The organism is Sphingomonas sp. PWP1-2, assembly GCF_049898305.1.
GTDB lineage: Bacteria > Pseudomonadota > Alphaproteobacteria > Sphingomonadales > Sphingomonadaceae > Sphingomonas > Sphingomonas glacialis.
Genome location: NZ_JAFCXM010000004.1, coordinates 387,987 through 407,825, shown reverse-complemented (window position 1 = coordinate 407,825; position 19,839 = coordinate 387,987). Strand labels below are relative to the sequence as shown.

The 19,839-nt window shown below is 68.5% G+C and carries 16 protein-coding genes; 10 read left to right on the top strand and 6 right to left on the bottom strand.

Translation table 11 applies throughout. From position 1 onward, the window contains the following. Positions 1-3: 3 nt before the first annotated feature. Together ACP7C5_RS12965 and ACP7C5_RS12960 are read right to left on the bottom strand one after the other, a co-directional pair. The gene (locus ACP7C5_RS12965; protein WP_133191180.1) at positions 4-531 is read right to left on the bottom strand and encodes a YceD family protein; all 528 of its coding nucleotides are present in this window, start codon (positions 529-531) and stop codon (positions 4-6) included. Further along, positions 528-1,037 (bottom strand): ubiquinol-cytochrome C chaperone family protein, encoded by a 510-nt coding sequence (locus ACP7C5_RS12960; RefSeq protein ID WP_426264556.1) that lies wholly within the window; start codon positions 1,035-1,037, stop codon positions 528-530. Before ACP7C5_RS12960 ends, ACP7C5_RS12965 begins: the two co-directional genes overlap by 4 nt. Positions 1,038-1,148: 111 nt before the next feature. Between ACP7C5_RS12960 and ACP7C5_RS12955 the strand changes: the two genes are divergently transcribed. Together ACP7C5_RS12955 and ACP7C5_RS12950 are read left to right on the top strand one after the other, a co-directional pair. Further along, positions 1,149-1,649, top strand: a complete 501-nt coding sequence (locus ACP7C5_RS12955) for an outer membrane protein assembly factor BamE (protein WP_426264555.1) — start codon at positions 1,149-1,151, stop codon at positions 1,647-1,649. A gap of 121 nt (positions 1,650-1,770) precedes the next feature. Further along, positions 1,771-2,277, top strand: coding sequence for an RcnB family protein (locus tag ACP7C5_RS12950; protein ID WP_426264554.1), 507 nt, complete (start codon positions 1,771-1,773; stop codon positions 2,275-2,277). Positions 2,278-2,331: 54 nt separating this feature from the next. Here the strand turns inward: ACP7C5_RS12950 and pbpC are convergent, their stop codons facing one another. Together pbpC and ACP7C5_RS12940 are read right to left on the bottom strand one after the other, a co-directional pair. Beyond that, positions 2,332-4,425, bottom strand: a complete 2,094-nt coding sequence (gene pbpC / locus ACP7C5_RS12945) for a penicillin-binding protein 1C (protein WP_426264622.1) — start codon at positions 4,423-4,425, stop codon at positions 2,332-2,334. Between the two features lie 172 nt (positions 4,426-4,597). Beyond that, the gene (locus tag ACP7C5_RS12940; protein ID WP_426264553.1) at positions 4,598-10,420 is read right to left on the bottom strand and encodes an alpha-2-macroglobulin family protein; all 5,823 of its coding nucleotides are present in this window, start codon (positions 10,418-10,420) and stop codon (positions 4,598-4,600) included. A 194-nt stretch (positions 10,421-10,614) separates the two neighbouring features. Between ACP7C5_RS12940 and ACP7C5_RS12935 the strand changes: the two genes are divergently transcribed. Beyond that, complete coding sequence (locus tag ACP7C5_RS12935) at positions 10,615-11,994, top strand: glycosyl transferase family protein (protein WP_426264552.1); 1,380 nt, start codon at positions 10,615-10,617, stop codon at positions 11,992-11,994. 4 nt (positions 11,995-11,998) lie between these two features. On the opposite strand, the gene ACP7C5_RS12930 is transcribed toward ACP7C5_RS12935, so the two are convergent. Beyond that, entirely contained in the window at positions 11,999-12,205 is a 207-nt protein-coding gene (locus ACP7C5_RS12930) for a hypothetical protein (RefSeq protein WP_426264551.1), read from the bottom strand. A gap of 253 nt (positions 12,206-12,458) precedes the next feature. Between ACP7C5_RS12930 and ACP7C5_RS12925 the strand changes: the two genes are divergently transcribed. The 3 genes from ACP7C5_RS12925 to ACP7C5_RS12915 are packed head-to-tail and all read left to right on the top strand — an operon-like array spanning position 12,459 to position 14,848. Further along, entirely contained in the window at positions 12,459-13,106 is a 648-nt protein-coding gene (locus ACP7C5_RS12925; RefSeq protein WP_426264550.1) for a hypothetical protein, read from the top strand. A gap of 48 nt (positions 13,107-13,154) precedes the next feature. Further along, complete coding sequence (locus ACP7C5_RS12920; protein ID WP_133191192.1) at positions 13,155-14,069, top strand: sulfite exporter TauE/SafE family protein; 915 nt, start codon at positions 13,155-13,157, stop codon at positions 14,067-14,069. 38 nt (positions 14,070-14,107) lie between these two features. Continuing rightward, positions 14,108-14,848 (top strand): TIGR02186 family protein, encoded by a 741-nt coding sequence (locus ACP7C5_RS12915; RefSeq protein WP_426264621.1) that lies wholly within the window; start codon positions 14,108-14,110, stop codon positions 14,846-14,848. Positions 14,849-14,877: 29 nt separating this feature from the next. Here the strand turns inward: ACP7C5_RS12915 and ACP7C5_RS12910 are convergent, their stop codons facing one another. Beyond that, a complete protein-coding gene (locus ACP7C5_RS12910) occupies positions 14,878-15,966 on the bottom strand; it encodes an alkene reductase (protein WP_426264549.1) in 1,089 nt (362 codons plus the stop codon). A gap of 50 nt (positions 15,967-16,016) precedes the next feature. Here ACP7C5_RS12910 and ACP7C5_RS12905 point away from each other — a divergent pair, with 50 nt between their 5' ends. The 4 genes from ACP7C5_RS12905 to feoB all read left to right on the top strand — a co-directional run bounded on the left by ACP7C5_RS12905 (position 16,017) and on the right by feoB (position 19,818). Beyond that, positions 16,017-16,910 carry a DMT family transporter gene (locus ACP7C5_RS12905; RefSeq protein ID WP_426264547.1) on the top strand — a complete coding sequence of 298 codons (894 nt, stop codon included), beginning with the start codon at positions 16,017-16,019 and terminating at the stop codon, positions 16,908-16,910. A 9-nt stretch (positions 16,911-16,919) separates the two neighbouring features. Beyond that, positions 16,920-17,600: a COQ9 family protein gene (locus ACP7C5_RS12900; protein ID WP_426264546.1), complete on the top strand. Its 681-nt coding sequence runs from the start codon at positions 16,920-16,922 to the stop codon at positions 17,598-17,600. A gap of 87 nt (positions 17,601-17,687) precedes the next feature. Beyond that, the gene (locus tag ACP7C5_RS12895) at positions 17,688-17,954 is read left to right on the top strand and encodes a FeoA family protein (RefSeq protein ID WP_133191202.1); all 267 of its coding nucleotides are present in this window, start codon (positions 17,688-17,690) and stop codon (positions 17,952-17,954) included. A gap of 1 nt (position 17,955) precedes the next feature. Then, complete coding sequence (gene feoB / locus ACP7C5_RS12890; protein WP_426264545.1) at positions 17,956-19,818, top strand: ferrous iron transporter B; 1,863 nt, start codon at positions 17,956-17,958, stop codon at positions 19,816-19,818. Positions 19,819-19,839: the final 21 nt, after the last annotated feature.

Here is a 19,839-nt window from a genome sequence, read left to right as displayed (position 1 = left end):
GCCTCACACCTTCCCGAACAAGCCCTTCAAGCCCGCCAGCGCACCCGCGGGCTTGGCCTCTTCCTCGCTGATCACGCCCGCCGCGCGCAACGCCGCCGCGGCATTGGGGCCGCGCGGGAACGGATCGAGCGCAAGCGCCATCGTTTCCGCCGCCGCTTCGCCGAGGTCGATCGCCGCGCCATCATACGGCATCGTGTCGAGCGCATCGAGATCGAGCTCGATCTCCTCCTCGGCGGCGGCCTCCTGTTCGGTGACGAAGCGCAACGCGACATCCTCCGAAACGCTTTGCGGCAAGGGCTCGTCGGTCACCGAACACGCCTGGACGACCGCCGCGCTGACCGCGCCGCGCGCGACGATCCCCGCCGCATCGCGCTTGACCCGAAACGTCGCCTCGAGCCGGTCGACCGACACCAGACCGAATCGCGCTGCCAGCGCGGCGCGCTCGGCCTCGCTCGCGGTGATCGCGATGCTGCGCTCGCCCTCGCCGATCGTGTCGATCCGCTCCAGCCGCGAAAATTCGGGGGTGCTCATGCAATATCTCCTGCGATCACCGACTCGGTCGGTCGTGCCGCCAGCGCGTCGCGCAGCGCGAACAAGGCGGCCTCGGTATGGGCGATCGCGGCGGCACCGGGCAGACCGCTGCGGTACAGGTTACGCGCAAGCGCCGGGTGGAGGTCGCCCGCCGCCAGCCCGTCGCGATACGCGCCGAGCCGCCCGCCGAGCATCCCCATCATCTTGCCGATATGCTTGCCGACGCCGATGTCGCCGACCCCGCTTTCGCGCAATTGCCCGTCCATGTCGGTGACGAAGCGCTCGGTCAGCCGCGCGCTTGCCGGGCCTGCCTCTGGAACATCCTCGAGCCGCAGCAGCACGAGCGACAGCACCGCCGCGACCATGTCGAACCGGCCGTCGAGCGTGTCGGGAACACCGCCCGATTCATACCAATGCGGCGCGCGTGCCAGCGCGATCACCCGATCATAGAGCAGCATCGCGGTATCGTCGGGCGTCCGCCCCAGCAGCTTCGAAAACCAGCCCAAATCTCTCGTGTCCCTTCGCGCCCTTGTTTGGTCGCCTTTTCCGGCATATTGAGGCTTCGTGTCCGCGGGTGCAATGCGTCGTGGCCAGCTTTGGTGCCTTGGAGAGTGTCGATGAGCCTTAAGTCCGTCCGCCAGTTGACGGCTGCCGCCCTCCTCGCACTGTGCGTGTTCGGGGCGAGCGCCTGCGTGCCGCTCAAGTCGCACCAGGGCTATGTCATCGATGCCGATCTCGTGAACTCGGTCCAGGCCGGCACCGACAACCGTCAGTCGGTGCTCGCGACGCTCGGCAAACCGAGCTTCACTTCCGAGTTCAACCAGGGGGACTGGTATTACGTGTCGCGCGAGACGCGCAATTTCGCGTACAACAACCCCAAGGTCCGCGAGCAGACGACGCTGCGCATCAGCTTCGACGAGAAGGGCAATGTCACCGCGGTCCGCAAATCGGGCGTCGAGCAAGTCGCGTCGATCAGCCCGTCGGGCAAGACCACGCCGACGCTCGGCAAGAAGCGCAGCTTCTTCGATGAACTGTTCGGCAATATCGGCACCGTTGGCGCGGTCGGCGGTGGCCAGGGCGGCCAGAGCAACACCGGTGGCGGTCGCGACACGCCGTAACGCTGCACGCCGTTCCTGACGGATTGCTGACAAGCGCATTCGCATTCTGTTCAGTCGCGCGCTGCCAAAACACGCTCCATGGCCCGGCCGCTCTCTGGCCAGCCGGAATATGGAGGATACAGTGCGTAAACTCATTTTCACCGCTTTGATGGCGGCGACCTTGGTTCCCGTCGCGGCAAGCGCGCAGTCGAACGAAGAGCTGCGGCGCGACCGTCGCGACATCCGCCAGGAGCAGCGTGACCTGCAGGACGCGCGGATGCGCGGCGACCGCCGTGACATTCGCGATCAGCGCGAGGACGTGCGCGACGCGCGCCAGGAATATCGCGAGGATCTGCGCGATCGCGACCGCGCCTGGGGCCGCGACGACTGGCGTGGCTGGCGTGACCGCAACCCGAACTATTATGCCGGCGGCAATTGGAACGCCCCGTTCCGCTACACCGCGTTCCGTCCGGGCCTGCGCATGGCACCGGCCTATTACGGCGGGCGCTACATCATCGCCGATCCGTGGCGCTATCGCCTGCCGCGCGCCGGCTTTGGCCAGCAATGGGTACGGCACTATAACGACGTGATCCTCGTCGACACGCGTCGCGGCTATGTCGTCCAGGTGATCCGCGGCTTCTACCGCTAAGACTGTTCGTCACGGGCGGCGGCCGTCTCCGAAAGGGGGCGGCCGCCGTTTTTTTCAGCGGATCGTGAAGAGCACCTGATCGACGACACGTCCGGCGACATCGGTCAACCGCAGCCGGTGGAGTCCCGGTCCGGCGATGATCTGCGGCTGCGAATCGGCGGCGCCTAGATCGGTCTTGTCGAGCCACAGCCGATGCGCCGTTACCGCCCCCGACACGTCGACCGAGAGCCGCTGCCGGTTGGGCGGAATGTCGGGATCGATCGCATAGACGCTGCCCGACACCGGATTGGTGATCCGCGGGCGGCGCGATTCGGCGGGTGCGACGGCGATCTGCGACTGGCCCGTTCCGGCGAGGAAATATTCGGTGCGCGGTTGTTCGATCGCATTCGCGAAGGTGATCGCGCGCGCTTCGATTCCCGTCGGGCGCGGGGGCGGGCTGCCGCGCGTGTCGGCGTTGAGCGCGAGCATGATGTCGCGCCACACCGGCGCCGCGCCGCTGACCCCCGACACCGCACGCATCGAATCGCCCTCGAGATTGCCGACCCACACTGCGACCGTATATTCTCGCGTGAAGCCGATGCACCAATTGTCGCGCAGCGCCTTGCTCGTCCCCGTCTTCACCGCCGCCCAGAACGGCAGGTGCAGCGCCGAATCGAGCCCAAAGGTCACCGCGCGGGCATTCGAATCGGCCATCATGTCGGCGACGAGCCACGCGGCCTGCGGTGTCGTGATGGCGTGCGGCGTCTCGCGTGGCGCATCGAGCGTCAGTCGCAGCGGCGACCAGCGGCCGGCCTGCTCCAGGCTGCGATAGGCCGCGGCCTGTTCGAGCAGCGTGACTTCGGCCGAGCCGAGCGCGAGCGAGAAGCCGTAATAGTCGCCATCCTCGACCAGCCCGCGATACCCCGTGTCCCACAACCGATCGCGAAACGCGTCGACCCCGACGAGCAGCAAAGTGCGCACCGCGGGTACGTTGAGCGACCCCGCCAGCGCCGCGCGCGCCGACACCGGACCCTTGAACCCGCGATCGTAATTCTGCGGGACGTAGAGCCCCGAAGCGGTGTCGAGCTGGACCGGCGAATCGTCGAGGATCGAGGCGGGGGTGAGATAGCCCTTCTCGATCGCCTCAGCGTAGAGGAAGGGTTTGAGCGTCGATCCGGCCTGGCGATAGCTGTTCGCGCCGTCGACCGCGGGCGCGGTCGAGGCGCCGCCGATCCCGCCGACATAGGCCAGCACGTCGCCGGTCGCATTGTCGATCACCACCGCCGCGCCGTCACGCGCGCGCGCGCCGCCGAGGCCCTGCAACTGGCGTTTGAGCGCGACGATCGCCAGGCTCTGGATCCGGCGGTCGAGCGTGGTGGTGACCTTGAGCCCGGGCTTGGTGAGCAAGCGGTCGGAGAGATGCGGCGCAAGGCCGGGGTCGAGCTGCAGACTGCGCGCCGGGCCGAGCATCGACGCCGCCTCGCCCGCAAAGCGCGCGCAATCGCGCTCGTGGCTGACCGCGCAGGCGCGCCGCGCGATGCTCGCGGGGTCGACCTGCGGATCGGGGAGGAGCGCGGCGAGCAGCAGTGCATCGTCGCGCGCGAGGGCGTCGGGGGTCTTGCCGAACAGCCCGAGCGCCGCCGCGCCGATCCCCTGCGCCTCGCCGCGGAAACCGGCGAGGTTGAGATAGGCCTCGAGGATCTCGTCCTTCGACCAATGCGATTCGAGCGCCCAGGCGGCGCGCATCTGGCGGAGCTTGTCCCACACGTGGCGCTGCCCCGGCACCGCGAGATCGGGCGCGAGGAAGCCGGCGACCTGCATCGACAGCGTGCTCGCGCCGCGCGCGCGCGTTCCCTGCGCGCGGTCGCGCGCGACGCCGAGCAAGGCGAGCCAGTCGACCCCGCCATGATGAAAGAAGCGCCGGTCCTCGACTCCCACGATCGTGTCGCGCGTGACCGGCGAGACATGCTCGAGCGGCGTCCAGGCAAGCCGGCGCGCGGCGAAATCGACGCGCGCGCTGTCGATCAGCGCGCCGTTGCGGTCATAGAGCCACGCCTCGGACGGGTGCCACGCGGCGCGAACCTGCGCATAGCCGGGGAGTGGCGGGGGAAGCGTGGCGTAGTCAATCGCGACGAAGGCGAAGAGCGCGACGACCAGCGCGGTGACGATCGCGCCGGTGCGGGTCTTGAACCCCGCCCAAACGCGTTCGCTTCCCCGGCGCAGGCCGGGGCCCAGGAGCGACGCACGGCGCAGGAGGGTGCTGTACTCGATCAACGCAACGGCCCGCTACTGGGCCCCGGCCTCCGCCGGGAAAAGGAAGGAAAGAAGAAGGAAGATGGGATCAGCGCTGCACCACCGTCACCGGCGCGAGCGGCAGCTGCGCGCGGATCGCGGGCGAATACATCGCCTCGACCCGGCTCGGCGGCAGGTTGAAGCGCCCTGCACCGTTCAGCCGCAGCATGTACGACGCGCTGAACGCCCCGCGCGGCACCCAGCCGTAATAGGCGCGCCACGCATCGTTGCGCTTCTCGACATAGGCGGGAACCACGCCGACCTGCACGTCCCACAGCTTGCCATCGGCATCGCGCGCCTGGAACTTGGACCCCGGCCCGGCCTGCGCCTGCCCCGCCAAGATCTGCGATTGTCCGCCGAGATCGCCGATGATCGTCGCACCCGCCGGGATCGGATCGTTGATCACCACCCAGTTGCGCTCGGCGTTCGCCTTGACGGTGATCGTCACCTTGACGACGTCGCCGCGCGTCAGCACGCCCTTGGTGCGCGCCTGCACCACCTCGACGTTGCGCTGCATCTCATAGCCAGCGAACAGCGGCCTGGTCAGCGGCACCGCCGCCGAGATCGAGACGTTCGCCCACGGCCCCGCGCCGCCGCTCGACTGCGACAGCTTGAGCGGGGTGAGCGTCGCCGGCAGCTGGAAGGTCGCCGTTCGCGCGGTCGTTGCCAGCGGCCACGCCTTGCTGATCGTCTGCGCACCCAAACCCAGCGTCGTATTCCCGACGATCGCGCTCGCCGGATAGAGCGCGGCGAACTTGCGCGCCGCGATCGTGCCCCAGGCGTTGGCGGTGGTGGTGTCCCAGCGGCCGTGCGACTGGCGCAGCGCGACGCCGACCATCATCTTGGCCGCTTCGTCCTGCCAGCCGGGCCGGCCGAGCGTCGCGATCACCGTCTTGATCGAGGCTTCGTCGCCCGACGACATCAGCCACCACGGCTGGTTGCTGCTGTCCGACAGATCGAGCCGCGTGCCCTCATAGACGAGCCGGGTCCGCAACTGCGCCTCGCCCGCCGCCTTGAGCGCATTGGCGTTGGCGAGCCCGGCCACATGATCGAGCGCGACGAGATAATCGGCGAGCAAAGCGGTCGGCATTTCCTTCGGGATCATGCTCAGCTGCCCGAGCATCGCCGGCGTCGCTGCTCCGGCCCGTGCGAGCGCGTTGAAGGCATAGACGCGCTGGAGCCGGACATCGCCATACTCCTCGTGGCGCAAGCGCCCGTCGAGCACGGCTTTCAGCCCCTCGATCATCTTCGCGCGCGGCCCCTCTGGGATCGGCAGGCCGGCCTCCGACGTCATCGCCAGCACATAGGCGGTGAGCGACTCGGAGCCCGTCAGGCTCCCCGACGGCCAGTAGCGCAGCAGCCCATCATCGGCCTGATACGCCGGGATGTCGCTCGCCAGCCTTTGCCACAGCGCCGCATCGCCGAGCGCGACCGCGCGCGACAGCTGCTGTTCGAAGCAATTATACGGGTAGCGCGCCATGAAATCGCGCACCCCGGCAAGCGGCGGCGCGAGCGTGTCGTCGAGCCGGATGTCGACCGTCCCGCGCCCCGCGATCGCCCCCATCGGCGGCTGGATCGGGATCGTCGTGTCGCCGCCGACGCGCGCGAGCGTCCCGGCCCACACTTCGAGCGGATAAAGCGGCGTCACCGCCTGATTGACGGTGATCTGGTCGACCGCCTTGCCGTCGGCCGAGCGCGCGCTGACGTGCCAGCGCAACGCGTCGAGATTGGCGGGCGCGGTCAGATTCCACGCGACCGGCATCGCGCCGCCCGCCGGGATCGTCACCGTCAGCGGCTTGCCCTGCGCGATCGCAGGGGTGAGATCGACGCTCGCGGTCACCGTCATCGGCTTGTCCGAGCCGTTGCGCAGCGTGAAGCTCGAGGCGTAGAAATCGCCGGTCCGCACCACCGGCGCGATGCCGGCGAAGATTGACAGGTCCTGCGCGGTGCGCACGCTCGCCATGCCGGTGCCGTAAAGCTGCGACCCATCGGTCGCGATCGCCACCAGCTTGAACGAGGAGAGCGCGTCGGACAGCGTCACCGGAATCCGCGCATGGCCATTCTGGTCGAGCGCGACGCGGCCCTTCCACAGGATCACCGGCTGGAAATTCTCGCGGTTGAGCCCCGACGAATCGCCGCCACCGCCGCCGCCGGCCTCGACCGCCTTCTTGCCGTAATGGCGCTTGCCGACGACCTGCGTCTGCGCGGTCGAGGTGAGCACCGCGAGCGGGCGCTCGCCCATCACCGCGGTCAGCACGTCCCAGCTGTCGTTAGGCGCAAGCTGGAGCAGCGCCTCGTCGACCGCCGCGAAGGCGACGTCGGCGGTACGCACCGGCTTGCCGTCGGGGCCGTTCACCTGGACGTCGACTTGCGCGACGTCGCGCGCGGCGTAGCGAGCCTTGTCGGCCTTGACCGCGACCTGGAGCTGGTGCGCTTCCCAGCCGACCTTCACCTTGGCGATGCCGATACGGTAGCTCGGCTTGGCGAGATCGACCAGGGCGGTCGGCTCCTGCCCCTCGGGCGGATCACTCGCAAGCCCGACCGAACGCGCGAGGCCGTGGAGCCAGCTCCAGATCCCGCTCTCGGTACGGCCGCGCACGACCATCACCGAGACGAACACGTCGGGCGCGTACGAGCCCGGCATCTTCACCTCGACCACCGGGTCCGCCCCGCTGAGTTCGGTGACGTAGCTCGCAAGCACGCCCTCGCGCTCGACCGTGACGAGCGCGGTCGCCTGGCGGAACGGCATGCGCACCTGGAAACGCGCGGTCTCGCCCGCTTTGTAGGCGAGCTTTTCGGGGACGACGTCCATCCGGTCGCCATTGTCGCCGCCGAACCACCAATCGTCCTTGCCGGCGAGCCACACGCTCTGCGTCGCGCGCGCTTCGTTGCCGGCGGCATCCTTGGTGGTCGCCACCGCATAGACTTCGCCCGAAATGCCGGGGTCGAGCTTGCACGTCGCCAGCCCCTGCGCATCGGTCGTCGCGCTGCAGGTCTGGCTGAGCTTCTCGGTCTTCATGCGGTTGTCATAGGCATAGAAGCCGCCGATCAGCCGCCGCCGCGCAGTGAGGATCTGCCGGCTGTAGAGCGCGACCGAGATCGCCTGGTTGGCGAGCGGCTTGCCCGCGGTATCGAGCGCGACGAAGCGCAGCCGCAGATCGTCCTGCTTCATCAGCCAGCCGTCGGTCTTGACGCCCAATTGCACCGCGCTCGGGAAGATCGGGATGCGCTTCGAGGCGGTCAGGACTTCGCCATTGGCGTCCTGATAGTCCATCTCGACGAGCATGTCGGTGACGCCGTCGAGCGTCTGCGGGATCGACACCGTCTGCTTGCCGGTGCCATCGCCGCCGAGCGTCGAGGGAAGCGTCTGCGTCGGCGGGAGCGTCGCCTGCTCCTCCTCGCCGTCGCCGTTGAGCGGCTTGGTGCCCTCGACGATCGCCTTGCCGCCGAAGCTGTAGCTTTCGTAGCCGTCGGGCGTGCCCTCATGCGCGAAATAGCCGATTCGCATGTCGACCGGCAGGTTCGATGCGCCGCCGCCCGACAAATATCCGACGAACAGGTCGAGCGCGAGGCTGATCGGGCGGATTGCGGCGTCCTTCGGGCCGGTGACGGTCGCGCGCATCGTGGGCAACTTGTACTCGTCGACCTTGAACGACTGGCCGGTCTCGATCGTCCGGTTGTCCGCGATCACCGACAGGTCGTAATCGCCCATCGGAGCGCGCGCGGGGGCGGTCCATTCGCTCTCGCCGATGCCGTTCGCGTCGATCGTCAGCGGCAGGTCGAACTGCGTGTCCGAACCGCGATGCTGCAGCCGCAGCGTCCCCGTCACGCCCGGCGCAAAGCCGAAGCCGCTCGCCACCGAGGTGCGCAGGATGTGCTTCATGTGGACCGTCTCGCCCTGGCGGACGAGCGCGCGGTCGAACACGGTGTGGAGGAACTCGCCGCGGGCCGAATAGCCATAGGGCAGGTCGAAATCATACGGGCGGATGCCCTTGCCCCAATCGGTCAGCGTGAAGCTGAAATCGTCGCCGGCGCGCGCCGAGACCATCAGCGGGCTCGACCCGCCGTCGCACGAGCCGCCATACGCTTCGGGCTCTGGCAGGCCCGGCGGCACGTTGAGCCCGCCATTCTTGTCGGTGATGCCGCGCGCGAGCAATCTGCCGGTGCAGCTGTCGGTGACGTGCACCTCGGCATTGGCGACGGGCTTGCCGGTGTCGAGCGCGGTGACCCAGGCGAGACTCGCCGCGCGACCCCATTTGAAGTGGACGCTCATGTTGGTGACGAGCGCGGCGGTCGCGACGTAGCGCGGCGCCTTGCGCCCGAGCAATGCCTGGCCGAGCACCGGGCTCGCGAGTTCGACGACATAGAAACTGGGCTTGCCGCCGCCGAGCGGCAGGCCGACGACTTCGAAATCCTTGCCCTTGCCGGGCAAGCCGATCTGCATCGGCGCGCCTTCGCCGGCGAGGATCGACTTGGACCCGGTGTCGTTGATCCGAACCTTCTCCTTGCCGCGCGTTTCCTCGTGACTGGCCTCGTCGTCGGCATGGCCGACGGTGCGCAGCCACTCGGCAATCTTGCCGTCGGAGCCATCGACGCGCAGCGCCTGGCCGCCGATCGTGACGTTGGTGCCCTGCAGCGCGGGCTCGACGTTGCGGACGGTGACGGGCAGCACGCCGCCCTGCTTTGATTCGAGAATGCCGAACGACGCGGCGAATTTGACGAGCGGCGGGGCGGCATCGAAGCGCACGGCGAGCGGGAAGCGCTCGGCGTTCGACAGTGGTCGACCGCTCTCGTCCTTGACGCCCGCCGGCAGCACGACCTTGCCGGTCTGCGCCTGCGGCAGCGGGCTCTTGAAGCCGACCGCGGAAATCGTCGCCTTGGTCTTCGCATCGCCACGCTCGGTGTCCGAGCTCGAATCGAACAGCGTCGGCGCCAGCACTTTGCCGTCGGCGGTCTCGATGCGGACCTGCTTGGCGAGTTCGCTCGGCACTGGGGCAGAGAAACGCACCCACGCCTTCTCCACCGGGTTGCACCCCGCGGCGGCGTTGACGCGCGAGCATTCGAAGCGCGCGGTGAAGGGTTTGCGGACGGTGAAATCGAAACGCTGGTCGGTGCCCGCGGTCTTGCCGCCGGCGCCGGCGATCTTGGCTCCCCACACCAACGCGACATCGGCGCCGGGCGGCAGCGGGCGGCGGCACTTCAGCGCGGTGACGCCGGCATAGGCCTTCGCGCGATCGGCCGGTGCCGGGATCGCGGCGGGCAAGCCACCGCTCTCGAGGAAACTGCGGACGTTCCAATTCTCGGTGCCCATCTCGCCGAGCAGCTTGCCGGGCAAATCGGCGGGGAGCACGTCGACCGGGATCTTCTCGCCGATCCCCTTGACCGCGCAATAGGCGTTGGCGGCGACCGAGGCGGGGGTGGCGGGCAGATTGGCCGCGACGAGGAAGGTCTGGTCCTCCTCGATCTCGTCCGAATCCCCACCCGGCAGGATGGCGCGCGCGACCGGGCCGCCGGCGTCGACGGTGAACTCGCGCTGGCCGGTCGCGGCATAGCCCGACACGCTCTTGAGCCCCTCGCGCAGCGCGAACTTGCACGTCGTGCCGCCGGGCAGGCCGCTGGCGAAATCATAGACGAACGTCTGCGGATCGACCCAGCGTCCTTGGCCACCGACCGCGCAGGTCACGTCGAACGGCGCGGCCGCACGCGGATCGCCCAGAGGCACCATCGGCTGGTTGAAGCGCGCGGTAAAACGCTCGATCGCGCCGTCGCCGATACCGGGCGTGGCAAGGATGACCTGCGGACTCGCATCGCCGAACGCGGCGAACGGGACGCAGACCAAAGCGAGCAAGGCGATTCGGAAACCCAGCTTCATCGCATCTTCCCCCCGGAGCCGCTTCGCATCGCCTTATAGGGCGACGCGGCGTGCGAGCACAACGACGGTCCGTCATAGCGCCGTCCCCTTGATTAAACCACGAACTTGTTGGAAAATCACGAAGAACGACTCGGGAGGGGTGGCTGAAAGGCCAGGGTCGTCGGGGGGAGCCGGTCTTGGGGGCAGGATGGGTCATGTTCGCGATCGATGCGATCGCGCGCGAAACGGTCGTGTTCGCGGCGATCGGTTTCCTCGTCGGCGGCTGTGACGACCTAGCGATTGATATCGGCTGGATCTGGATCACGCTGACTCGCCGCCGCCCCGCTTTGCCGCGGACGCTCGATGCGTATCGGCAAACGCCGCCGCGCCGGATCGCGGTGTTCGTTGCGACGTGGGACGAGTCGACGGTGATCGGCGCGATGCTGCGCAGCGCGCTCGCGCGGTTCGAGCATGAGGATTACCGCCTGTATGTCGGGACCTACCCAAACGACCGCGCGACGATCGACGCGGTCGCAGCAGTGGCGGCGTGTGATCCGCGCGTACGGCTGGTCATCAACAGCCGCCCCGGACCGACCACCAAAGCCGATTGCCTCAACGCCGTTTGGCGCGCGCTCGAGCGCGACGAAGCGCGTGACGGCGTACCCGTCGCCGCGGTCGTGCTGCATGACGCCGAGGATCTGGTCCACCCCGGCGAACTGCGCGTTTTCGATGCGCTGATCGGGCGCTATGCCGTCGTCCAGCTCCCGGTGCTGCCGTTGGTCGATCGCGGTGCGCCGCTCGTCTCGGGGCACTATGCCGACGAATTCGCCGACGCACACAGCCGGCAAATGGTGGTGCGCCAGGCGCTCGGGGTCGGGCTTCCGCTCGCCGGGGTCGGCTGCGCGATCGAACGCCAGATGCTCGGTCGGATCGCAGCCGCGCGCGACGGTTTGCCGTTCGACGCGGGCTCGATCGTCGAGGATTACGAACTCGGCTTGCTGATCGCCACGCTCGGCGGACGCGGCGTGCTCGCGCGTGTCCGCGCAGATGGCGAGCTCGTTGCGGTCCGCGCCTACTTCCCAGCGACCGTCTCGACCGCGGTACGGCAGAAGGCGCGCTGGATGACGGGCATCGCGCTGGCCGGCTGGGACCGGATCGGCTGGGGGCGCGCGCTCGATTGGCGCGACCATTGGATGCGGATGCGCGATCGGCGCGCACCGCTCGCGGTGCTAATGCTGTTCGTCGCCTATACCGCTTTTATCGCCTGGGGTGTTGCGTTGGTGGCGCACGCGCTCGCCGGACGGGCGGCGGCGCCGCCCTCCGCGGCGATGCTGGCGCTGCTGCACCTGAACGGCGCGTTGTTGGCCTGGCGGCTCGTCTGGCGCGCGGCCGCGACCGGCGGCGCCTATGGCTGGCGCGAAGCGCTATGGTCCCTGCCGCGCGCACTGGTCAGCAACTATGTCGCGCTGCTCGCGGCGCGGAGCGCCATGACGGCGTATGTCCGATCGTTGCGCGGCACCGCGCTGCGGTGGGACAAGACCAGCCATGTCTTTCCAGGTGCAATAGAACGGACCGAGCCGGGTTCCGAACATTGAGCGTTCAAGGACGCGGGCGCCCTCTGCGCTTTCTCGGCGTCCTGGCGGTCGGATGGATCGCGGCGCGGCTCGCGATGGTCTGGCCGCAGCCCGCACCGATCGCAGCGCCATCGCTGATCGCGCGCTCGCTCGGGATCAAACGATCGTCGCTGCCGGTGATGCCGATGCCGATGCCGGGAACGCATCCCGCGGCGAGACGGAGTGCGCACATCGCGACGCGCGTGCCGGCACTCCGATATCGGGCGCCCCGATATCGGACACCGCACAATCCTATCGCAGCGCGGTCGCTCGCCCCGTCTCGCCGACCAAGTCCCATCCAGCCGCCGAAAAGCGCCGATGCCCCGGCCGCGGATCGCCTCCTCGGCCACCGCCCCCTGCCCAGCCCCACCGGCCAAGCGGGTGCCGCGCTCGAGCCCAAGTCGACGGCGCTGGTTGCGGGTCTGCCCGACAGTGCCGCTGGCGCGGTGCCAACGCGTGCGCCCTCGCGCTGGTCGGGCAGTGCCTGGCTTGCCGCGCGCGGCGGGTCAGGGCTCGCGTCCGGCGCACTTGGCGGACAGCTCGGAGGATCGCAGGCCGGCGCTCGGCTGGTCTATGCGCTCGACCGACCTCATCGCATCGCGCTTGTCGGCCGCGTGACGTCGCCACTCGGCAGCGGGTTGCGCGAAGCCTCGGTCGGCGTCGAATGGCAACCGACTCGTCTGCCACTGCGCGTCGTCGCCGAGCACCGCTTCGCACTGGCGGGCGGGCAAGGCGGGCCCGGTGTCGGCGTGGTCGGCGGGGTTGGACCGGTGACGGTTTCGCCCGGCGTCCGCTTCGAGACCTATGTGCAGGCAGGACTCATCCGGCGCACACAGACCGAGCCCTATGTCGATGGCGCGGCGCGCGTCACGCATCCGATCGCGACGCTTGGCAAAGTCCGCTTCGATCTCGGGGCGGGCGTATGGGGCGGTGCGCAGCGCGGTGCGACGCGGCTCGACATCGGCCCGTCGCTCGGCGTCGCGCTGCCGCTCGCCAAGCAATCGGTGCGGCTCGCGCTCGACTGGCGCGAGCGCATTGCCGGAGGAGCGCGCCCGGGATCGGGCCCGGCGCTGACGCTCGGCAGCGATTTCTGACACGCCGTGCTTTGCGCACGCTCCCTGAGCGGCTAACGCTGGTGGGCAATGGACATCTACCTGCCCATCGCCAATCTTTCGGTAAACGCGCTCGTGATCGTGCTGCTCGGCGGCGGCGTCGGGCTGTTGTCGGGGATGTTCGGCGTCGGCGGCGGGTTCCTCACGACCCCGCTGCTGATCGTCTATGGCATCCCGCCGACCGTCGCCGCCGCCTCGGCCGCGAGCCAGGTGACCGGCGCGAGCGTCTCGGGCGTGTTCGCGCATGTCCGGCGCAAGGGCGTCGATTTCAAGATGGGGGGCTTCCTCGTTGCGGGCGGGCTGGTCGGCGCGGTGTTCGGCGGCTGGATCTTCCGCTTGCTGCAAGCTAGCGGCCAGATCGATACGGTGATCGCGATCGTCTACGTCCTGCTGCTCGGCTCGATCGGCAGCATGATGGCGACCGAATCGTGGGGCGCGATCCGCCGGATGCGCAGCGGCGAGGCGCCCAAGCCGCGTAAACGCCGCCATCATCCGCTCGTCGCGGCACTGCCGATGCGGACGCGCTTCTACCGTTCGGGGCTCTACATCTCGCCCTTCGCGCCATTGTTGCTTGGTTTCGGCGTCGGCATCCTGACGATCCTGCTCGGCGTCGGCGGCGGTTTCATCCTCGTACCCGCGATGCTCTATCTACTTGGCATGACAACGCAGGTGGTGGTCGGCACCTCGCTGTTCCAGACGCTGTTCGTCACCGCGATGGCGACGATGGTGCATGCGACGACGACCAAGGCCGTCGACATCGTGCTCGCCGCCTTGCTGCTGCTCGGATCGGTCGCCGGCGCGCAGATCGGCGCGCGGTTCGCTGCGCGGGTGAAGCCCGAATATCTGCGGCTCGCGCTCGCGGTGATCGTTCTGCTCGTCGCGGGGCGGATCGCGCTCGGGCTCGGCTGGCGGCCCGACGAGATCTATTCGGTCGAACTGTCGTGAGACGCGGCTGGATCGCGCTGGCCGCCGCGCCGTTGCTGATGGCGCAATCGGCGCCGCGACCCGCAGCCAAGCCTGTGCTCGTCCCCGACGTGTCGCAGCGCGATATCGAGATCCAGTACAGCTTTACCGGCGCCAATTTGCTGTTGTTCGGCGCGATCCTCTATCCCGGCGGCCGCTTGCCCGACGACGACAAGCCGACCGACATCGTCGTGGTGGTCAAGGGGCCGGTCCAATCGATCCTGGTGCGCGAGAAACAGAAGCTGGCCGGGCTGATGTGGGTCAACGCCAGTCGCCTGCGCTATCGCTCGGCACCCAGCTTTTACGCGATCGCCTCGTCCAAGCCGATCGCGCGGATGCTCGATGCGCGAACACGCGCGATCTACGAGCTTGGGCTGTCGAGCCTGCAGCTTTCGCCGGCCTCGAGCGCACCGCTGCAGGAGCAGGATCGCTTCGCGCGCGGACTGGTTGAATTGAAGACGCGCACGGGCCTGTATCTCGAGGCGCCGGGCGCGGTCGAGATCACCGACGGCGTGCTCTATCGCGCACGCGTGACGATCCCCGCGCGCGTGCCGGTCGGGCGGTTCACCGCCGAAACCTTCCTGATCCGCGACGGGCGCGTGCTCGCGGCGGCGACGCGCGATATCGAAATCCGCAAATCGGGCTTCGAGCGCTTCGTCGCGCGATCGGCCGAGCGGCAGTCGGTGCTTTATGGGCTGGCCGCGGTAGCGCTGTCGGTGCTGTTCGGCTGGGGTGCCGGTGTGGTGGCGCGGCGGTTCTAAACCCCGCCGCGCCGCCGCACGCTTTTCGTTCAGGCTTGGACGGTTTCCAGCGCCGGATAGTCGATATACCCCTCGGCGCCCTGGCTGTACCACGTCCGCGGGTTATCCGCGGCGAGCGGCGCGCCGGTGCGCAGACGCTCGGGCAGATCGGGATTGCTGATGAAGGTGCGGCCGAACGCGATCGCATCGGCGACCCCCGAATCGATCGCCGCCTGCGCCTCTTCGACGCTGCGATAGTCTGAGTTCAGCACGAGCGGGTTCGAGAACGCCTCGCGGATTTCGGGCGAGAGCTTGGGAACGTCGGTGCGGCCGAACGTGCCGTCGGGGCCGGGCTCGCGCAGTTCGAGGAACGCGATGCCGATCTCGTCGAGCGCCTTGGCCGCAGCGACGAACAGCGCCTTGGGATTGCTGTCGTCGACGCCCTGCGAATCGCCATTGGGCGACAGGCGGATCGACGTGCGGTCGGCCCCTGCGACGCCAGCGACGCGCTCGGTCACTTCGCGCATCAGACGGATCCGATTCTCGATCGAGCCGCCATAGATGTCATCGCGGAAATTGGCGTTGTCGCGCAGGAACTGGTCGATCAGATAGCCGTTCGCGCCGTGAATCTGGACGCCATCGAACCCAGCGGCCAGCGCATTCTTGGTCGCCAGCGCGTAATCGGCGAGCAGGCGCGGGATCTCGTCGAGCGCGAGCGGACGCGCCGTCTCGAAATCCTGCTTGCCTTCGTAGGTGTGCGCCTGGCCCGCCGTCGCAGTGGCCGACGACGAAACCGGCTGTCCGCCGATCACCGACGAATGCACCTGGCGCCCCATATGCCACATCTGGACGATGATCCGGCCGCCCGCGGCATGGACCGAATCGGTGACGGGCTTCCACGCTTCGACCTGCTCGTCGGTCCACAGGCCCGGCGCGAACGGCCAGCCAAGGCCTTCCTGGCTGATCCCGGTGGCTTCCGAGATGATCAGGCCGGCGCTGGCGCGCTGCGTGTAATATTCGGCCATCATCTCGGTCGGCACATGCGCCTTGGTGGCGCGGCCGCGCGTCAGCGGGGCCATCAGGATGCGGTTGGGGGCGTGGATCGCACCGAGCTGGATGGGATCGAACAGACTTGGCATGCGGAGTCCTTTTGCTGAGACGCGCCCCAGATAGGAAGCTAGGGGGCAGCATGCACCCGCGTTTGCCGAAAAGAAAATCTGTCGCTGCCGAAACGGCGGTGCTCCCGCTGCTCGCTTTGATCGTTGCCAATGCCGCACTCGCCTTCGGGCCGTGGTTCGTCCGCCTCGCCGATACCGGGCCGATCGCATCGGCGTTTTGGCGGATCACGCTCGCCGCGCCGATCCTTGCCGGCGCTGCGCTGGCGACGGGCTGGCGGCCGCGCGAAGTGCCGCGCGCACTGTGGGGAATCATCGCGATCGGCGGGCTGTGCTTTGCCGCCGATCTCGGCAGCTGGCATCTCGGCATTCTGCGCACGACGCTCGCCAATGCCACGCTGTTCGGCAATTCGGCGACGTTGATGTTCCCGCTCTACGGCTTCCTCGTCGCGCGCGCCTGGCCGACGCGGGTCCAGGGCGTGGCGCTCGGGCTCGCGACGATCGGCGCTGGGCTGCTGATGGGGCGGTCGTACCAGCTCGATCCGCGTCATCTCGCGGGCGACCTGCTCTGCCTGACCGCGGGCATCCTCTATACCGGCTATTTCATCCTGATGGCGCGCGCGCGCGCGACGATGGCGCCGCTCCCCGCGCTGGCGCTGTCGACGCTCGCGAGCGTGCTGCCGTTGCTCGGCTTTGCGCTGGCGATGGGCGAGAAGATCCTGCCGACCGACTGGACCCCGCTGATCGGCCTTGCGCTGGTCAGCCAGATCATCGGCCAGGGGCTGATGATCTATGCGCTCGGCCGCTTGCCGCCGTTGACCGTCGGGCTCGGTTTGCTGACGCAGCCGGTGGTCGCAGGGACGATCGGCTGGATCGTCTATGGCGAGCGGCTGGGGCTGCCCGATTTGGTCGGCGCGGTGCTCGTTGCGATCGCACTCGTACTGGTCAGTCGGCGTCCACGCGCCTAGATAGCAAACATGACAGACTCGATCGCACCAACCGCCTCGCTCGACGACGCGACGCTCGACGAAATCCGCGCGGTGCTCGCGCCTGCCATCGCCAGCAATGCTGGCTTTGACGGCTGGGGCGATGCGGCGCGCGACATGGCCGCCGATGGCGCTGGCGTCGATCGCGACGTCGCGCGGCTCGCCTTTCCCGGCGGTGCGGTCGACATGATCGCGGCGTGGTTCGCGCATATCGACTCCGACATGCTGGTGCGCGTTCCGCCCGAAGCGCGCGGCACGATGAAGGTGCGCGAGAAGATCACCGCGCTGGTCGAAGCCCGGCTTGCCGAGACGGCGCCCGACCGCGAAGCGCTGCGCCGCGCGCTCGCCATCCTGGCGCTGCCGCAGAATGCCGCGCGTGGGGTCAAGCTCGGCTGGCACGCGGCCGACGTCATCTGGCGCGCCGCGGGCGACACCGCGACCGACTATAATCATTACACCAAGCGCGCGATCCTTGCGGGCGTCTATGCCGCGACCGTCACCGTCTTCATCGACGACCAGAGCGACGGCTATGCCGACACGCGCGCGTTCCTGGCGCGGCGGATCGAAGGGATCCTGCGGTTCGAAACCGCCAAGGCAAAGCTCGTCACCAAGTCCGAGCTCCGCCCCAGCCTGTCGCGTTTCATCGGCCGGCTGCGCTACCCCGCCGTGTGATCGCGCTGTTTGCGAGTGCGTCGCAATTAAAGCTGGTGTTGCGGCTTTGTTATTGATAATCGCTCGCAGATGGATATCTTGCGTAGCATGAAGCTTTCCGCTCCTGAGTCGCTCAGCCTCGAGTCGCTGCCGCAACGCCGCCAGGCGACGGTCGCGGCGATCGACTGGACGCATCTCTCGACGCCCGAGGCGCGCCGCTTGCGCGAACTCGGCTTCGACGAAGGCGTCGGTGTCGAAGTCCTCCACCGCGCGAGCCTCGGCAAGGGGCCGATCGCGTGCCGCATCGGCCGCATGACCGTCGCGCTCCGCCGCGCGGTTGCCGGCGCGATCCTCGTCTCGCCCGTCACGCAGTAAGATGACCGCTGCGCCGCTGGTGGCGCTGGTCGGCAATCCGAATGCCGGCAAGAGCGCGCTGTTCAACGCGCTGACCGGCGCGCGGCAGAAGGTCGGCAATTATCCCGGCGTCACGGTCGAGCGCCATTCGGGCAAGCTGACGCTCCCCGATGGCCGCATCGTCGATCTGGTCGACCTGCCCGGCGCCTATAGCCTCGAACCCTCGAGCCCCGACGAGCGCGTGACGCGCGACTTCGTCACCGGCACGCAGGCGGGCGAGCGGCTGCCCGACGCCCTGGTCGTGGTGGTCGACGCGTCGAACCTCGACAATCATCTCCGCTTCACGCTCCAGCTGATCGCGCTCGGTCTGCCGGTCGTGGTCGCGCTCAACATGTTCGATCTTGCCGAGCGCGACGGGCTGACGCTCGATCCGTTGAAGCTCTCGGCCGAACTCGGCGTGCCCGTCGTGCCGACCGTCGCGGTGCGGCGACGCGGGCTCGACGAGCTGAAGATCCTGCTTGGCGGGATCGTCGATGCCGACGCGGCGATCCGGCTGCGCCCGAGCAATCACGCGATCGGCGAGGATATCGTCACGCTGCAACGCCGCGCGCGGAAGATCGCACAAGCGGCGACGGTCGCGGAAGCGCCGGCGCGACGCTGGGGCAATGCGCTCGATGCGGTTGCGCTGCATCCGGTGTTCGGGCTGGTGCTGCTCTTCGCGATCCTGTTCGTGATGTTCCAGGCGGTGTTCTTTGCAGGCGCCGCGCCGGCAGAGGCGATCGCGGGCGTATTCGATGGCGTGTCGGCGCAGATCAAGGACGTGATGCCCGATTCGGTGCTGCGCTCGCTGATCACCGACGGGATCATCGCGGGCGTCGGCGCGGTGGTGAAGTTCCTGCCGCAGATCCTGATCATGTTCTTCTTCATCCTGGTGCTCGAGGCGAGCGGCTACATGGTCCGCGCCGCGTTCCTGATGGACCGCGTGATGGCGAGCGTGGGGTTGTCGGGGCGCGCGTTCATCCCCTTGCTGTCGAGCTTTGCCTGCGCGGTGCCCGGCATCATGTCGACGCGCACGATCGAAGACGAGAAGGACCGGCTCACGACGATCCTCGTCGCGCCGCTGATGACCTGCTCGGCGCGGCTGCCGGTCTATACGCTGGTGATCGGCGCGCTGATCCCCGACACCAAGGTGCTGCCGTTCGTGGGGCTACAGGGGCTGGTGATGCTCGGGCTCTACGTCATGGGCGTGGTCGGCGCGTTCGTCGTCGCCTTCGTGCTGCGCCGGACCGTGACCAAGGGCGCATCGTCGGGCTTCATGATGGAGATGCCGAAGTACCAGCTGCCGCGGCTGCGCGATCTCGCGATCGGGCTGTGGAGCCGTGCGGAAATCTTCCTCAAGCGCGCCGGCACGACGATCGCCTTTACGACGATCGTGCTGTGGGCGCTGCTGAGCTTTCCCAAACCGCCCGAGGGCAGCCCGGTGTCGGCGGTCAATTATTCGGTCGCGGGACGGATCGCCAATACGATCGAACCCGCTTTCCGTCCGATCGGCTTCAATCGCGACATCGTGCTCGCCCTGATTCCGGCAATGGCCGCGCGCGAGGTCGCGGTGGCGGCGCTCGGCACGGTCTATGCGATCGACACCGCGGGCGAGCAGAGCGAAGCCAAGATGGCGCAGACGCTCCATAAACGCTGGAGCCTGCCGACCGCGCTCGCCTTCCTGATGTGGTTCGTGTTCGCGCCGCAGTGCATCTCGACGATTGCCGTTACCCGGCGCGAGACCAACGGATGGAAGTGGCCCGCCTTCATGGTTGGCTATTTGTTCGCGCTCGCTTACATCGCTGCAGGAGCGGTCTATTGGGCCGCGATCGGATTCGGGCTCTAGCGAGCCCCAGCAGCGGGATTA

What these genes read in the sequence shown, in the direction of transcription:
- ACP7C5_RS12940 (WP_426264553.1), bottom strand. Translation starts at nt 10,420, where the DNA reads ATGAAGCTGGGTTTCCGAATCGCCTTGCTCGCTTTGGTCTGCGTCCCG.
- ACP7C5_RS12915 (WP_426264621.1), top strand. Translation starts at nt 14,108, where the DNA reads ATGGCGCAATCGGCGCCGCGACCCGCAGCCAAGCCTGTGCTCGTCCCC.
- ACP7C5_RS12935 (WP_426264552.1), top strand. Translation starts at nt 10,615, where the DNA reads ATGTTCGCGATCGATGCGATCGCGCGCGAAACGGTCGTGTTCGCGGCG.
- ACP7C5_RS12930 (WP_426264551.1), bottom strand. Translation starts at nt 12,205, where the DNA reads ATGTGCGCACTCCGTCTCGCCGCGGGATGCGTTCCCGGCATCGGCATC.
- feoB (WP_426264545.1), top strand. Translation starts at nt 17,956, where the DNA reads ATGACCGCTGCGCCGCTGGTGGCGCTGGTCGGCAATCCGAATGCCGGC.
- ACP7C5_RS12955 (WP_426264555.1), top strand. Translation starts at nt 1,149, where the DNA reads ATGAGCCTTAAGTCCGTCCGCCAGTTGACGGCTGCCGCCCTCCTCGCA.
- ACP7C5_RS12965 (WP_133191180.1), bottom strand. Translation starts at nt 531, where the DNA reads ATGAGCACCCCCGAATTTTCGCGGCTGGAGCGGATCGACACGATCGGC.
- ACP7C5_RS12895 (WP_133191202.1), top strand. Translation starts at nt 17,688, where the DNA reads ATGAAGCTTTCCGCTCCTGAGTCGCTCAGCCTCGAGTCGCTGCCGCAA.
- ACP7C5_RS12910 (WP_426264549.1), bottom strand. Translation starts at nt 15,966, where the DNA reads ATGCCAAGTCTGTTCGATCCCATCCAGCTCGGTGCGATCCACGCCCCC.
- ACP7C5_RS12905 (WP_426264547.1), top strand. Translation starts at nt 16,017, where the DNA reads ATGCACCCGCGTTTGCCGAAAAGAAAATCTGTCGCTGCCGAAACGGCG.
- ACP7C5_RS12900 (WP_426264546.1), top strand. Translation starts at nt 16,920, where the DNA reads ATGACAGACTCGATCGCACCAACCGCCTCGCTCGACGACGCGACGCTC.
- ACP7C5_RS12920 (WP_133191192.1), top strand. Translation starts at nt 13,155, where the DNA reads ATGGACATCTACCTGCCCATCGCCAATCTTTCGGTAAACGCGCTCGTG.